The organism is Nocardia macrotermitis (assembly GCF_009604405.1).
GTDB lineage: Bacteria > Actinomycetota > Actinomycetes > Mycobacteriales > Mycobacteriaceae > Nocardia > Nocardia macrotermitis.
On record NZ_WEGK01000007.1, the window covers coordinates 362,017 to 375,091 of the forward strand.

The 13,075-nt window shown below is 68.2% G+C and carries 11 protein-coding genes; 3 read left to right on the plus strand and 8 right to left on the minus strand.

Going from position 1 to position 13,075, the window contains the following annotated elements; genetic code table 11:
- Positions 1-71: 71 nt before the first annotated feature.
- The 5 genes from NRB20_RS18960 to NRB20_RS39620 all read right to left on the minus strand — a co-directional run bounded on the left by NRB20_RS18960 (position 72) and on the right by NRB20_RS39620 (position 4,069).
- Positions 72-1,070 (minus strand): sulfate/molybdate ABC transporter ATP-binding protein, encoded by a 999-nt coding sequence (locus tag NRB20_RS18960; RefSeq protein WP_153411440.1) that lies wholly within the window; start codon positions 1,068-1,070, stop codon positions 72-74.
- A gap of 32 nt (positions 1,071-1,102) precedes the next feature.
- Positions 1,103-1,912 carry a sulfate ABC transporter permease subunit CysW gene (gene cysW / locus NRB20_RS18965; protein ID WP_153411441.1) on the minus strand — a complete coding sequence of 270 codons (810 nt, stop codon included), beginning with the start codon at positions 1,910-1,912 and terminating at the stop codon, positions 1,103-1,105.
- The gene (gene cysT / locus NRB20_RS18970; RefSeq protein ID WP_406603853.1) at positions 1,909-2,754 is read right to left on the minus strand and encodes a sulfate ABC transporter permease subunit CysT; all 846 of its coding nucleotides are present in this window, start codon (positions 2,752-2,754) and stop codon (positions 1,909-1,911) included. Before cysT ends, cysW begins: the two co-directional genes overlap by 4 nt.
- An 8-nt stretch (positions 2,755-2,762) precedes the next feature.
- Entirely contained in the window at positions 2,763-3,809 is a 1,047-nt protein-coding gene (locus NRB20_RS18975) for a sulfate ABC transporter substrate-binding protein (RefSeq protein ID WP_153411442.1), read from the minus strand.
- Positions 3,810-3,994: 185 nt separating this feature from the next.
- Entirely contained in the window at positions 3,995-4,069 is a 75-nt protein-coding gene (locus tag NRB20_RS39620) for an Ms4533A family Cys-rich leader peptide (RefSeq protein ID WP_406603854.1), read from the minus strand.
- A 75-nt stretch (positions 4,070-4,144) separates the two neighbouring features.
- Here NRB20_RS39620 and NRB20_RS18980 point away from each other — a divergent pair, with 75 nt between their 5' ends.
- On the plus strand, positions 4,145-5,230 hold the full coding sequence (locus tag NRB20_RS18980; RefSeq protein WP_319945097.1) for a M48 family metallopeptidase: 1,086 nt from the start codon (positions 4,145-4,147) through the stop codon (positions 5,228-5,230).
- 144 nt (positions 5,231-5,374) lie between these two features.
- Here NRB20_RS18980 and NRB20_RS18985 read toward each other — a convergent pair whose 3' ends face one another.
- Positions 5,375-5,638 carry a hypothetical protein gene (locus NRB20_RS18985; protein WP_153411443.1) on the minus strand — a complete coding sequence of 88 codons (264 nt, stop codon included), beginning with the start codon at positions 5,636-5,638 and terminating at the stop codon, positions 5,375-5,377.
- 101 nt (positions 5,639-5,739) lie between these two features.
- Here NRB20_RS18985 and NRB20_RS18990 point away from each other — a divergent pair, with 101 nt between their 5' ends.
- Positions 5,740-6,084, plus strand: coding sequence for a hypothetical protein (locus NRB20_RS18990; RefSeq protein ID WP_153411444.1), 345 nt, complete (start codon positions 5,740-5,742; stop codon positions 6,082-6,084).
- Positions 6,085-6,210: 126 nt separating this feature from the next.
- The gene (locus tag NRB20_RS18995; protein WP_227833638.1) at positions 6,211-8,325 is read left to right on the plus strand and encodes a glycoside hydrolase family 15 protein; all 2,115 of its coding nucleotides are present in this window, start codon (positions 6,211-6,213) and stop codon (positions 8,323-8,325) included.
- Positions 8,326-8,473: 148 nt separating this feature from the next.
- Here NRB20_RS18995 and NRB20_RS19000 read toward each other — a convergent pair whose 3' ends face one another.
- Together NRB20_RS19000 and NRB20_RS19005 are read right to left on the minus strand one after the other, a co-directional pair.
- Positions 8,474-10,252 (minus strand): P-loop NTPase family protein, encoded by a 1,779-nt coding sequence (locus tag NRB20_RS19000; RefSeq protein WP_319945098.1) that lies wholly within the window; start codon positions 10,250-10,252, stop codon positions 8,474-8,476.
- Entirely contained in the window at positions 10,249-12,888 is a 2,640-nt protein-coding gene (locus NRB20_RS19005; protein ID WP_153411445.1) for a hypothetical protein, read from the minus strand. The genes NRB20_RS19000 and NRB20_RS19005 overlap by 4 nt, the downstream gene beginning before the upstream one ends.
- Positions 12,889-13,075 lie beyond the last annotated feature (187 nt).

Sequence of the window (13,075 nt, forward strand, 5' to 3'; positions counted from 1 at the left end):
GTGGAACGGCCATCGGCACAGCCAACGACGAAACGGGCGGACCCCCAAGGGAAGTCCGCCCGCTGCCGCACTCAGTCTCCGGCCGGCAACCCCGGAATCCGGGTCGCGCGCGCGTACACGGTCTCCCCGTCGCGCAGTTGCAGCGCCTCGGCGTCGCCGCGGGTGACCTGCGCTGTGAACAGATCCCCGGTGGCGGCGTTGCGCAACTCCAGCCGCACCTCGAAACCGAGCACCACCACCCGCTCGACCGTGGCGCGGGTGACGCCCGCGGATTCCGCGGTGCCCTCGTTCGAGGCCAACGCCAGCTCCGGATCGCGACCGATCCGGATGTCGTGCGGGCGCACCAGATGGCCGTTCAACTTGGCCACCGCACCCAGGAAGGACATGACGAATTCGTTCGCCGGACGGTCGTAGACGTCCTCGGGGCTGCCGATCTGCTCGATCCGTCCCGCGTTCATCACCGCGATCCGGTCCGCGACGTCCAGCGCCTCCTCCTGGTCGTGCGTCACCAGCACGGTGGTCACATGGACCTCCTCGTGCAGCCGACGCAGCCAGGTCCGCAGATCGGTGCGCACCTTGGCGTCCAACGCGCCGAACGGCTCGTCCAGCAGCAGCACCTGCGGATCGACCGCCAGCGCGCGGGCCAGCGCCATCCGCTGCCGCTGACCGCCGGACAACTGCGCCGGATACCGATGCTGGAAACCGTCCAGGCCGACGATGCCGAGCAGTTCGTCCACCCGCTTGGCGATCTCGTTGCGCGGCCGCTTGCGGATCTTCAGTCCGAAGGCGACGTTGTCGCGCACGGTCATGTGCTTGAACGCCGCGTAATGCTGGAAGACGAAACCGATATCGCGTTTCTGCGGCGAGACCCGGGTGACGTCGCGGCCGGAGATGGTGACCACCCCCGAATCCAGCGACTCCAGTCCGGCGATCGAGCGCAGCAGCGTCGATTTGCCCGAGCCCGAGGGGCCCAGCAGGGCGGTCAGCTCGCCCGCGGGAATATCGATGCTGACATCGTCGAGTGCGGCGAAGGTGCCGTAATTCTTCTTCGCATTCGCAACGGTGATCATGTGCTCGCCTCCGGCGGGGTTTGTCGAGGTCGTCATTTCGCGGTGCCCCGCTTGCGTTCGAGAAGGGTCATCAGCAGCAGGGTGACCAGCCCCATGGCCATCAGAAGTGTTGCCGCGCAATAGGATCCGAAGATATTGCGGTCGTCCATGTAGCGCGCGTTCACCAGCAGGGTCAGGGTCTGACCGCCGCCGGGCAGACCGGTCGAGACCATGATCACCGCACCGAATTCGCCGAGCGATCGAGCGACGGTCAGCACGATGCCGTAGGTCAGGCCCCAGCGGATCGCGGGCAGGGTGATCCGCCAGAACGTCTGCCAGCGGGAGGCGCCCAGGGTCGTGGCGGCCTGCTCCTGATCGTCACCGATCTCGTGCAGCACCGGCTCGACCTCGCGCACCACGTACGGCAGGGTCACGAACAAGGTGGCGATCACCATGCCCGGCAGCCCGAAGATCACCCGGAAGCCGAGATGTTCGACGCCACCGAACCAGCCGGTCACACCCCACAGCATGATCAGCGAAACACCAACCACCACAGGGGAAACCGCGAACGGCAGATCGACCACACCTTGCAGCAGGCTGCGGCCCGGGAAGTTTCCGCGCACCAGCGCGATCGCGGTGACGATGCCGAACAGGACGTTCAGCGGGACCACGATCACCAGGATGATCATCGTGACGTTGAACGCGGAAATCGCCGCGGGCGTGGAGATCCAGTCGTAGAACTGGCCCAGGCCCTGGGCGAAACTGCGCCACAGGATGATCACCACCGGCGCCACCAGCAGTGCGAACAGATAGATCAGCGCGACCACGCGCAACGAAATGCGGCTCAGCGGTGAGAGTTTCATCGGCTCGCCAGCTCCTTGCGCGCGGTGCGGTCGGCGAACAACCGCAGCACCAGCAGTGTCACGAACGAAATGACCAGCAGCGCAACGGAAACTGCGGCCGCACTGACCGGCCGGTCCACCTCGATCTGCTGCTGGATGTACTGCGAGGCGACCTGGGTGCGGCCGGGGATGTTGCCGCCGATCAGCACCACCGAACCGAATTCACCGATGGCGCGGGCGAAGGCCAGGCCACCGCCGGACACGATCGCCGGAACCAGCGAGGGCAGCACGATACTGCGGAAGGTGGTCCAGTTGCTCGCGCCCAGCGAGGCCGCGGCCTGCTCCACCGAATGATCGGATTCCAGCAGCACCGGCTGCACCGCCCGCACCACGAACGGCAACGTCACGAAGGCCAGCGCGACGATGACGCCGGGCTGGGTCGCGTTGAGGTGGATGCCGATCGGGCTGTCCGGTCCGTACAGCGCCAGCATCACGATGCTGGCGACGATGGTGGGCAGCGCGAAGGGCAGGTCGATCAGCGAGTTCACGATCGACTTGCCCGGGAAGTCGTCGCGCACCAGCACCCAGGCCACCAGCGTGCCCATCACGACGTTGAGCAGGGCCACCAGCACAGACAGGATGATGGTCACCCGCAACGCGTCCAGCGCCGCGGGTGCGGTGGCCGCGGACCAGAATCCGGACCAGCCCTTGTCGAAGGCGTGAAATGCCAACGCCGCCAACGGAAGCAGCACGATCACGCTCAGCCACAGCACCGCCGTGGCGATGCCGAGCGGGCCGACCGATCCGGTCACCCGCAGCCATGATCTACGGCTCGGTGGGTGCACCGGCGCCGTGGTTTGGATCTCGGTCACTATTTCGTCGCCTTGTCATAGATGGTCGCCACGCTGCCGGTGTTCGGCGTGAACAGTTGTTTGTCCACCTTCTTCCAGCCCCCGAGGTCGGTGATGGTCCACAACTTCTTCGAGGGCTGTGGGAAGTCCTTGCCGTATTCGGCCGCGACCTGGGGATCGACCGGCCGGAATCCGGCGTTGGCGATCGCGCGCTGGCCCGCCGGGGTGTAGAGGAAATCCTTGAACGCCACGGCCTTGTCCATATTGCGGGCGTTCTTCAGCACGGCCACCGGATTCTCGATCTTGAACGTGATCGGCGGGATCAGATATTCGATCGGATCGCCCTCGCGCTGCGCCAGGATCGCCTCGTTCTCGTAGCTGATCAGCACGTCACCGGTGCCCTGCAGGAACGTCTCGGTCGCCTCGCGGCCGGATTTGGGCTGCACCTTGATGTGGTCCTTGGTGATCAGCTTGCCCAGGTAGTCGAGCCCGGCCTGCGGGTTCTCCCCGCCGTTGCTCTCCGCGGCGTAGGGCGCCAGCAGATTCCACTTCGCCGAACCGGAGCTGAACGGGTTCGGGGTGACCACCTGCACGCCCGGCTTCAGCAGATCGTTCCAGTCGTGGATGCCCTTCGGATTGCCCTTGCGGACCACGATCGAGACCACCGAGCCGAACGGAATTCCCTTGTCCGCGTCGGCATTCCACTTCGAATCGACCAGACCGGCGGTGACCAGCCGGGTGACGTCCGGTTCGACCGAGAAGTTCACCACGTCGGCCACCGCGCCCGCGGCCACCTTGCGGGACTGATCGCCCGAGGCGCCGTAGGACTGCTGCACCTGCACGCCCGCGCCCGCGGCGGTCTTGTTGAACGCGGCCACGGCCTTGTCGAAGGCGGGTTTGGCGGTCGAATAGGCGAACAGCGTCAGCGCGCCACTGCCTCCCCCACCGCCCTTGCTGCCGGGAACGTCGCTGGTACCGCCGCTACAGGCGCTCAGCAGCGCCGCCACTAGCACGACCACGGCCGCCGCCGTGGATCGCCGGGCACCGGGCCTCTTGCTGGGAGACATTTCGGATGTGGACCTTTCCTGCCTGCCCGCAGGTATTGCGGGTGAGGTATCGAGATGCCGTTTCCGTTGCCCTGCAAGTGATTCCGGCAACGCCACGACGGGGCCCGCGAAGGGGGCCTGGCGATTACGGACACATCTGGAAATTCGATCGCGGCCAGTCTAGGCGCGCAGTAGTGTCCGCCCTATCAGCGACAGTAGATGTCCGCGAGCACGAGGCAACCGACTGCGATCAACGCCAATTCATGGCGGACCTTCGGCATTGCACTCGATGACACGGGCAGACTGTAGCAGAACAGGACGAATCACCGCGACCTAACGAACCCCTGGGGGCATCTGTGACCGCAACACCGAACGAACCCGCCGACGACGACCGGACGGCCGGAGAATCCGCCGCTCCGGATCGTATTCGGCGATCGTTTCCCGGTATCAGCACCCGCGCGTGGGAGCATCCCGCAGACCGCACCGCGCTGGTGGCGATGCGCACATTCGCCGGATTCGACACCGTGCTGCGCACCCTGTCCGGACTGCTGCGCGAGCGTCAACACCGGCTGATGTATCTGGCGACCGCGGTGCGGGTGGACGAGCGGCAGTTCAAGACACTGCACGACCTGCGCACCGACGCCGTGCGCATCCTGGACGCGCCCGTCGCGCCGGAGCTGTTCGTCCTGCAGGATCCGACCGCGAACGCGTTCACCATCGGCATGGACGAACCGTTCATCGTGCTGACCACCGGACTGATCGAACTGCTCGACGTGGAGGAGTTGCGGTTCGTCGTCGGGCACGAACTCGGGCACGCGATGTCCGGGCACGCGGTCTACCGGACCATGCTGATGCATCTGCTCAATCTGGCCTCCTCGTTCGGCTGGATGCCGGTCGGAGGCTGGGCGCTGCGCGCGATCATCGCCGCGCTGATGGAGTGGAGCCGCAAGTCCGAGCTCTCGGGCGACCGGGCCGGACTGCTGTGCGGGCAGGATGTGGACGCCTCGGTGCGGGTGCACATGAAGCTGGCCGGTGGGGCGATGGTGAAGGAGATGAGCCACGCCGCGTTCCTGCAACAGGCCGACGATTACGACCGCACCGGCGATCTGCGCGACGGTGTGCTCAAACTGCTGAACATGGAGATGCAGACGCACCCGTTCTCGGTGCTGCGGGCCGCGGAGCTGCGGCGCTGGATCAGCAGCGGCGAGTACGACCGGATCCTGGGCGGGCGTTATCCGCTGCGCGAGCAGGACAAGAACACCCGGATCAGCGATGAGATCCGCGATGCCGCCCGCAGCTACCGGGAGAATTTCGACGCCTCGGAGGACCCCTTGATCCGCACCGTGCGCAACCTGGGTCGTGACGTCGGTTCCGCTGTCACCACCGTGGGCCAGGAAGTCAGCGAAACGGTCTCGAAGATCGGCAAGAAGCTCGGGCTCTGATTTCTGCCTCCGCTCCTCTCCGCCGGGTTTGCGGTGCCTGAGGCTCACCGCCCGGCCCCGTGGCGGGCACTCGCACCTCGCACCCGCCACGCGTCCGGGCTGCAAGCAGCGCCGCAAACCTGGCTGTCGACGTTCCTGGTTTTCTCAGTCCTCATCCACCTCGGGCGGGCTCTCCAGCAGATCCAGGATCCACTCCTCCGAGGCCGACTCCTCGCCGTCCTCGTCGGCCTCCTCGATCCGCAGGCGGTTGTGCAGGCGCACTCCCAGGCCGAGCAGCTGGGCGGCGCGCACCATCTCGATCGCCTCCTCGGGGGTGGCGTAATGGGTGGCGATCAGCCGGGGCCCCTCCTCGAGCTCCTCGGTGTCGAGCAGCTGGGTGAGCTCAGCGAAATCCTCATCGGTTGACATGGGCGAGAGCGTACCCCGGGCTACCGACAGCGGCAGAACGTTCGGCACCGGCCGACCGAGGCCCACTCCCCCCGCACCCGGACGCGGGCTAGGCTGAGCTCGTGCATGGCATTGCTGGATGGTGGGACGGGTTCGAACTGTGGGTCGCGGGCCTGCCGTTCCTACCGCAGTTCGCCGTGGTCCTGATCGGGATGGTCCCGATCAGTTTCCTCATCGCGTACCTGCTCGATCGACTGCTGCACGAGGGCCTGCGCGCGCTCGGCCGCGACCGCGCGCCCGAACCGGACCCGATCTCGCCGATCGATGCCGACAATTACGCCGAGGGCCCGGACGACGAGTTACCGCACCCGCTGGACGCCCTGGACTACGGCCCGCAGCCGCTCGAATACGGCCCGCAGCCGCTGGGTTCGCGATCGCTGGGCACGCGGCAGAAGGAAACCGTCTGATGCCTCGCTCCCGCGTCCAACTGGCGCTGATCGCCCTGATCGTGCTCGTGATCGTCGCCTGGCTATTTACCCGCTGAGCCCGCGCGATGCTGGACGGCACCGCCCCGGCGGGCCGATGATGTCCCTATGACGTCCTACGACGAACCGCTGAACGACGCCCCCGCCGACGTCAGCGATGCGGACCAGCCGCCGCAGCCCGTTCCCGACGACGAAATCCCGACCGGTACCGATGCCGCCGCGGTACGCCGTCACGCCCTCGGTGACGTGGACGACAGCCAACTCACCGCCGGATATCTGCCCACGCCGAGCGGTATCACCCACAAATCCGCCTACCCGCCCATCGACGACTACGCGTTCCTGTCCGACTGCGAGGCCAACTGCCTGATCGCCCGCAACGGGGCCGTGGAATGGATGTGCCTGCCGCGACCGGATTCGCCCAGCGTCTTCGGCGCGATGCTGGATCGTAGCGCCGGACATTTCCGGGTCGGCCCTTATGGGGTGAACGTGCCCGCGGCCCGCCGCTACCTGCCCGGCGGCATGATCGTGGAGACGACCTGGCAAACCGATACCGGCTGGCTGATCGTGCGCGACGCGCTGGTGCTGGGCCCGTGGCACAACAACGACAAGCGCAGCCGCACCCATCGCCGCACGCCGATGGACTGGGACGCCGAACACATCCTGCTGCGCACGGTGAAATGCGTGAACGGCGTGGTCGAACTGGAGGTCAGCTGCGAACCGGCCTTCGACTACCACCGCGCCCCGGCCCGCTGGGAGTACACCGGCCGGGTCTACGAGCAGGCCACCGCCACCTGCGAGGTCAAGGCCACCAGCGCGAGCGAGACCGTCGCGCAGTGCACCAGCCTGACCCTCACCACCGATCTGCGCATCGGGATCGAGGGCCGCGAGGCCCGCGCCCGCACCCGGATGAAGGAGGGTGACGAGGTCTACGTCGCGCTGTCCTGGTCGGAGCTGCCCGCGCCGCGCAGTTACGCCGAGGCCGCGGAGAAGATGTGGGCGACCACCGAATGCTGGCGGCAGTGGATCACCCTCGGTAAATTCCCCGACCACCCGTGGCGCGGATATCTGCAACGCAGCGCGCTGACGCTCAAGGGCCTCACCTACGCCCCGACCGGCGCGCTGCTCGCCGCCGCGACCACCTCGCTGCCGGAAACCCCTGGCGGAGAACGCAATTGGGACTACCGCTACGCCTGGGTACGGGACTCGACGTTCGCGCTGTGGGGGCTGTACACCCTGGGCATGAACCGCGAGGCCGACGACTTCTTCGCGTTCCTGCACGACGCGGCCACCGACCACAACGGCGACACCCGCCCGCTCCAGGTGCTGTACGGCATCGGCGGGGAACGCACCATCACCGAATACGAACTGGGCCATCTGCACGGGTACGACGGCGCGCAGCCGGTCCGGATCGGCAATGGCGCGTACAACCAGGAGCAGCACGACATCTGGGGCACCATCCTGGATTCGGTGTATCTGCACGTGCGGTCGCGGCAGCAGGTGCCCGAGACGCTGTGGCCCATGCTGGAGAAGCAGGTCCAGGGCGCGATCGAGCACTGGCGAGAACCCGATCGCGGCATTTGGGAGGTGCGCGGTGAGCCGCAGCATTTCACCTCCTCCAAGGTGATGTGCTGGGTCGCGCTGGACCGCGGCGCGCATCTGGCCGAGATGCACGGCGAGAGCGATTACGCCAAGAAGTGGGGCGAGCTGGCCCAGGAGATCCACGCGGACATCCTGGACAACGGCGTCAACGCGGACGGCGTCTTCACCCAGACCTACGGCGGCGACACCCTGGACGCGTCACTGCTGCTGGTCCCGCTGCTGCGTTTCCTGCCCGCCGACGACCCCCGGGTCCGCAACACCGTGCTGGCCATCGCCGACGACCTCACCGATCAGGGCCTGGTGCTGCGCTACCGCACCGATACCACCGACGACGGCCTGTCCGGCGTCGAGGGCACCTTCACCATCTGCTCGTTCTGGCTGGTCTCGGCGCTGGTGGAGATCGGCGAGGTGCAGCGGGCCCGGCATCTGTGCGAGCGACTGCTGGGGTACGCCAGCCCGCTCGAGCTGTATGCCGAGGAGATCGATCCGCGGACCGGACGTCATCTGGGGAACTATCCGCAGGCGTTCACCCACCTGGCGCTGATCAATGCGTTGACGCACGTCATCCGGGCCGAACAGTCCATCAGCGCGGGGGAATTCCATCCCGCTCATCGCGCGGGTTAGCCAACCCGTCTCGAATCATCTCCGCGACAACAGATTTCACAGCGGACACAGGTCGGCATCCGGGATTCGAGGACGTGTCGACCGTCGGCTCGCAACACGCTTCCTCGCGCACTCGGTGAATATCGAGTGCGCGGGGAAACGATGCGGCTCAAGCCCTTTCGCGAATTTCTCGGAGGCGGATGAGGGAGGACTCGATCTCGGTGAGGCGGCGGTCGCGGGCGGGGCCGGACTGTTCGGCGGCGGCCTCCTCCGCGGCGCGCAGCGATTCGTCCACCGAACGCAGTGTCTGGTTGGCGATTTCGGTGAAATGGTCGCGCAGGGTGCGCTGCACGCCGCGCAGCCGGTGCCGGGATTCCTTGCTGACCTGGAAGATCACGTCGTCCATCAGTCGCGCGACGGCCGTGCGGGCCTCGGCCTGACGACGTTCGCGACGCAGTTTGCGGTCCTCCCACAACGCGTTGACGCCCAGCAGGATCGCCGCGGCGCCGGAATACCAGTTCACCGGCGGGATGTTCAGCACGCTGGCCAGCACCACGCCGACCATCAGCAGGCCGCCGTAGGAACCGCGCATGATGTTCAGAATCGGTTGGATCACACCGATTTTCGCCGAGGCGAGCGGTTCCAGCGAGGCCACCGGTTCCAGCACGTCGGCCGGATTCTCCAGGCGCAGATCCGGGAGCGCGGATTCGTAGTCGCTGCCGGGGAACTTCTCCGCGACCTCCTCGGCCAGTTCGGCCGAGCGGTAGTGCGCGATGACGAAGTTCTCCTCCACTGCCTCGCAGATGCGGGCGTCCAGGTCCGCGCCGAAGTCCTTCCAGTGGCGGGCCGGATCGCCCTTGACGATCTCGGCCTCGGCGTCGCGGACCAGGCTGCGCAACCGGTGTCGCAGATCGTGTTCGATATCGGCCATGAGATCCGAACAGCCGTCCGCGAGAGTGATCTGCCAGTTCGCCGAACGCTGCCGCAGATTGTCGGCCTCGGCGCGCGCACCGCGCAGTTGTTCGGTGATCTCGGTGAAACGCTGTGGGTCACGCAGGGTTTCGGCCTCGCTGCGCAGGGCCAGCGCCAGATGATCGGTGATGGTGTGGATATCGCGGATCGCGGCCTCGCGGGCCAGGGCGTCCGCGCGCTGTAGTACGTACTCGCGCAGGTGCTCGATCAGTTGCGGCACACCGGATTCCAGGTCCCGGCGCTGATCGGCACCGGCGCGCAGATGTTTCTCGGCGGAGATCGGCGCGACCGCGAAACCCAGGCCCGCCTGGTCCAGCAGTTCGCGGTTGCGCTGCTGCACCTGGGCCCAGGCGGGGTTGCGATCGATCTTGTTCAGCACGCAGATCACCGTCGGGCAGACCTGCTGGATGCGCGCGAGCAGCACGATCTGTTCGGGGGTGTACTCCTTGCCCGCGTCCGCGACGTACAGCACCGCGTCGGCGGCGGCGATCAGCGACCAGATGGTGGGGGTATCGGCCGGCGCGCCGGGTGCGTCCATCACGACGAAGCCCTCGGCCAGCAGCGGGCTCGGATCGGTGAACTCGGCGCGCACCACGCCGTCCAGCGACATCGCCGCCGCCGGATTCAGGGGATCGACCGGCTGACGTTCGGTGCGGCCACCGGCGACCGTGCGCACCAGCGTCGCGGTGGCCTGCGGCCCGTATTCCGCGATCACCGGGACGCTGACCGGGCTGTCGGTGGCGCTGACCACCGTCCCGACCAGGCCGTTGACCAGGGTGCTCATCCCGTTCTTGGGCTCGCCGACCACGACCAGGCGCACCCGCGGATCGGCGACCCGGGACCGGGACATACCCAGCCGCGCGGTCAGATCGGCCCGGCCCGCCGCGCGCGTGAGCCCCAGCAGCTCGTCGAGCTGCCGCAGCAGCGGGGCCATCGCATCGGGATGTTTGGCCGCGGCCGGATCGACCGTGGTCACAGCGCGATATGCAGGTCGGGGGCGGGGTGGAGCGGAAGATGTACGGGGTGGGTCTCGGTGCCGGGGAGCAGGCCGCCGGACAGGCCGGTGGGTACCGCGCTCAGGCCCGCGTGACCGGCGTCCGGCCAGGGTGCATAAGCGCTCGAATCGTGAACTTCCGCAATGGGTTTCGTCGGCAGGTGCGGACTCATGGTCAGCTGCGGCAGCGTCGGTGAATGGGGTTCGGTGTTCATACCGGGTCCACCGTAACCGCCGCCCGGCAGGTGCGGGACGGTGCCACCGGACGGCGCATCGTTACCGGGCATCGTCGGCACGGTCGGCACATGGGTGGGGATGCTCGGCGCCTGGGTCGGCAGGCTCGGCTCACGCGTCGGCAGCTCGTGGGTCGGGAGCTGGTGCGTCGGCGGCGCATCGTGGGTCGGCAGGGGTTGCCGGGTGGGGCCCGAATCGTAGGTGGACGTCGGGCCGTGGGTGGGTTGCGGCGCGTAGGTCGGCGTCGAATCGTGGGTCGGCGTGGAATCCCGTGTGGGCGTGGATGATCCGTGACCCGGCTGCACGGTCGTCGCGGTACCGGAGCCCGGATGCGCGGGCACGCTCGGCTCGACCGTGGTCGGTACCGAATGCGGGTCGGTGGTCGAATCGTCGCTGAAGGTCGGGTTCGGATGCACCGCGATGGTCGAGGTCGGGCCGTGATCGTCGGCGGGGGTCGGACGCACCGACGGGCCGTAGGTGTGGGACGGGCCCGCGGTCGGACCGTGGGCGGGCGTCGGCTGCGGACCGTGCGAGGGAACCAGGCCGCCGGTCAGCGGGATCGGCGGGATGCTCACGTGCGGGATCGGCGAATGATCGAACGGCCCGGTGAGTGGTTGCGGGACAGCCGTTTCCACGCTGCCGCCGTGCTGCCCGCCCGGCACGGTGTGCGGGGGTGTGGCCGCCGCCGGAGCCGGTTTGGTCAGGCCGAGGAAGGCCGCGGGGCCGACCACCGCACCCGCACCCAGCGGAATCGGGCCGAGATGGTCCGGCAGCGCGCCGGCCAGCGCGTGTACCGCCGGATCCGTGTGCGCGGCGGGTTGCAGCGGCGTCGTGACGACCGGTTGCGGCATCGGCGGCGAGGCGATCACCACGGTCGCGGGCTGCGGCGCGGTGGCGACCGAAGTCGCGACGGCGGGCGCGGTCACCGCAGTGGGCGCGCTCACCGCGGCGGGCGGGGCGACCGAGACCGAGGTGGGCACCGTCGGCCCGGCGACGGTCGAGGACAGCGCCGCGGTGGCCGGAACGACCGGCGCGGCAACGGGATTCACCACGTTCACCGGCATCACCACCCCCGGCGCCGCGATGCCGGGCGCCGGCACCCCGGCGGGCGTACCGTGCTCCGACCCGTGCCCGCCGGCACCGGAAACGCCCATGCCCGAACGGATTCCGTGCGGATGCCCGTGCATGTCCCGGCCCAGCGTGGGTTCCGGGCCGGGCGCGGTGGCCGGTGCGGACTGCCCGCCGAACCACTGACCGTAGGTGTCGATCTGCTCGCCGATGCCGCCGACGACACCGCCCGCGGCCTGCGCGCTCATATTCAGCCAGACGCCGTCGAGCCCGGCGTGCGCGTCGAGGTGGACCTGCACGTCGGCGTAGATGCTCAGCTCGGCACTGCCCACCCCTTCGAACCCGGAAACCACGTGCAGCGCATCGTTTTCCGAGCCGAGCGGACCGAAATCCGCCCCGCTGTCGGCGACCGGCGTCGCGGCGTCACCCAGATCGATCGGCCCGAAACCATCGGCCGAGACCGGGTGCACCAGGCTCGCCAGCGTCACACCGGGGCCACCCTGGCCGCTGTCCATGGCGATCGGCGCGGCCGCCGGATGCAGACCCGGCAGACCTCCCTGACCGGTATTGAGCTTGGGAATCTGGAATTCGGGCACCGACGGCACGCTCGGCATCGCCGGAACGTCCGGAATCGAGGGCACACTCGGCAACTCGAACGGCGAATCACCGTTCCCCGGCGTATTCCCGAGACCGGGAATACCGTTGCCCAGCCCCGGAATTCCGTCACCCAGGCCCGGCACACCGTTGCCGAGACCCGGCATCCCGTTACCCAGGCCGGGCACGTTACCCGTGCCGGGCAGATGATCGGTCCCCGTCCCGGTCCCCGATCCGACACTCGGACCCGGCACCACACTCAACCCCGGTGTGTTGCCGTCGCTTCCGGGAAACGAGTTCATCCCCGGAATCTTGCTCAGATCGGGCTGTTCGGCTCCCGCGTCGGGCCCGGTCTCGATATGTACGTGGAATTCGAAGCCCGGCGGCAGATTCGGAAACGCGAGCAGCGGATGATCCGACGCCGCGGCCCCCGGATGACCGAGCACCGGCGGCACCGAATCCGGCGCGGGATCGGGGTAGGTGACGACCGGACTGGGCGCATTGGGCTGCGGATCCTGGAGCGACCAGCCCGCGATCCGGCTGGCGTCGTGGGATTCGTTGTTCCGCGGCGTCGCGCTCCCCTCCGCGACCAGCGCACCACCGGTGACGTACGCCCCTGCCCGCGCGACCCGCGCGACGCCGGTCGCGACGCGATACGCGGTATCTCCGGCGTGATCGCCCGGTTCCTCCGCGTCTGCGTCGAGGGGCAGGTCACGCGACATACACACTCCACTCTCAGGTGTCCGGCTCCGAGAACCGAACGGTCTTGCCAACAGTCGAGAACAGGTAACACCATATTTCCGGAACACGTACCTGTCACATCCTCCAGGCACGGCGGACACCGGATCGTGGTGCGCCACACCAGGGTGCCAGTGCGCGGTTCGATTCGAAAGCCCCGAGATCGACCGG

Bases quoted from the DNA above. Each gene is read 5' to 3' on its own strand.
- NRB20_RS18985 (WP_153411443.1), bottom strand. From the start codon at position 5,638: ATGTCAACCGATGAGGATTTCGCTGAGCTCACCCAGCTGCTCGACACC.
- NRB20_RS18995 (WP_227833638.1), top strand. From the start codon at position 6,211: ATGACGTCCTACGACGAACCGCTGAACGACGCCCCCGCCGACGTCAGC.
- NRB20_RS18960 (WP_153411440.1), bottom strand. From the start codon at position 1,070: ATGATCACCGTTGCGAATGCGAAGAAGAATTACGGCACCTTCGCCGCA.
- NRB20_RS19005 (WP_153411445.1), bottom strand. From the start codon at position 12,888: ATGTCGCGTGACCTGCCCCTCGACGCAGACGCGGAGGAACCGGGCGAT.
- NRB20_RS18975 (WP_153411442.1), bottom strand. From the start codon at position 3,809: ATGTCTCCCAGCAAGAGGCCCGGTGCCCGGCGATCCACGGCGGCGGCC.
- cysW (WP_153411441.1), bottom strand. From the start codon at position 1,912: ATGAAACTCTCACCGCTGAGCCGCATTTCGTTGCGCGTGGTCGCGCTG.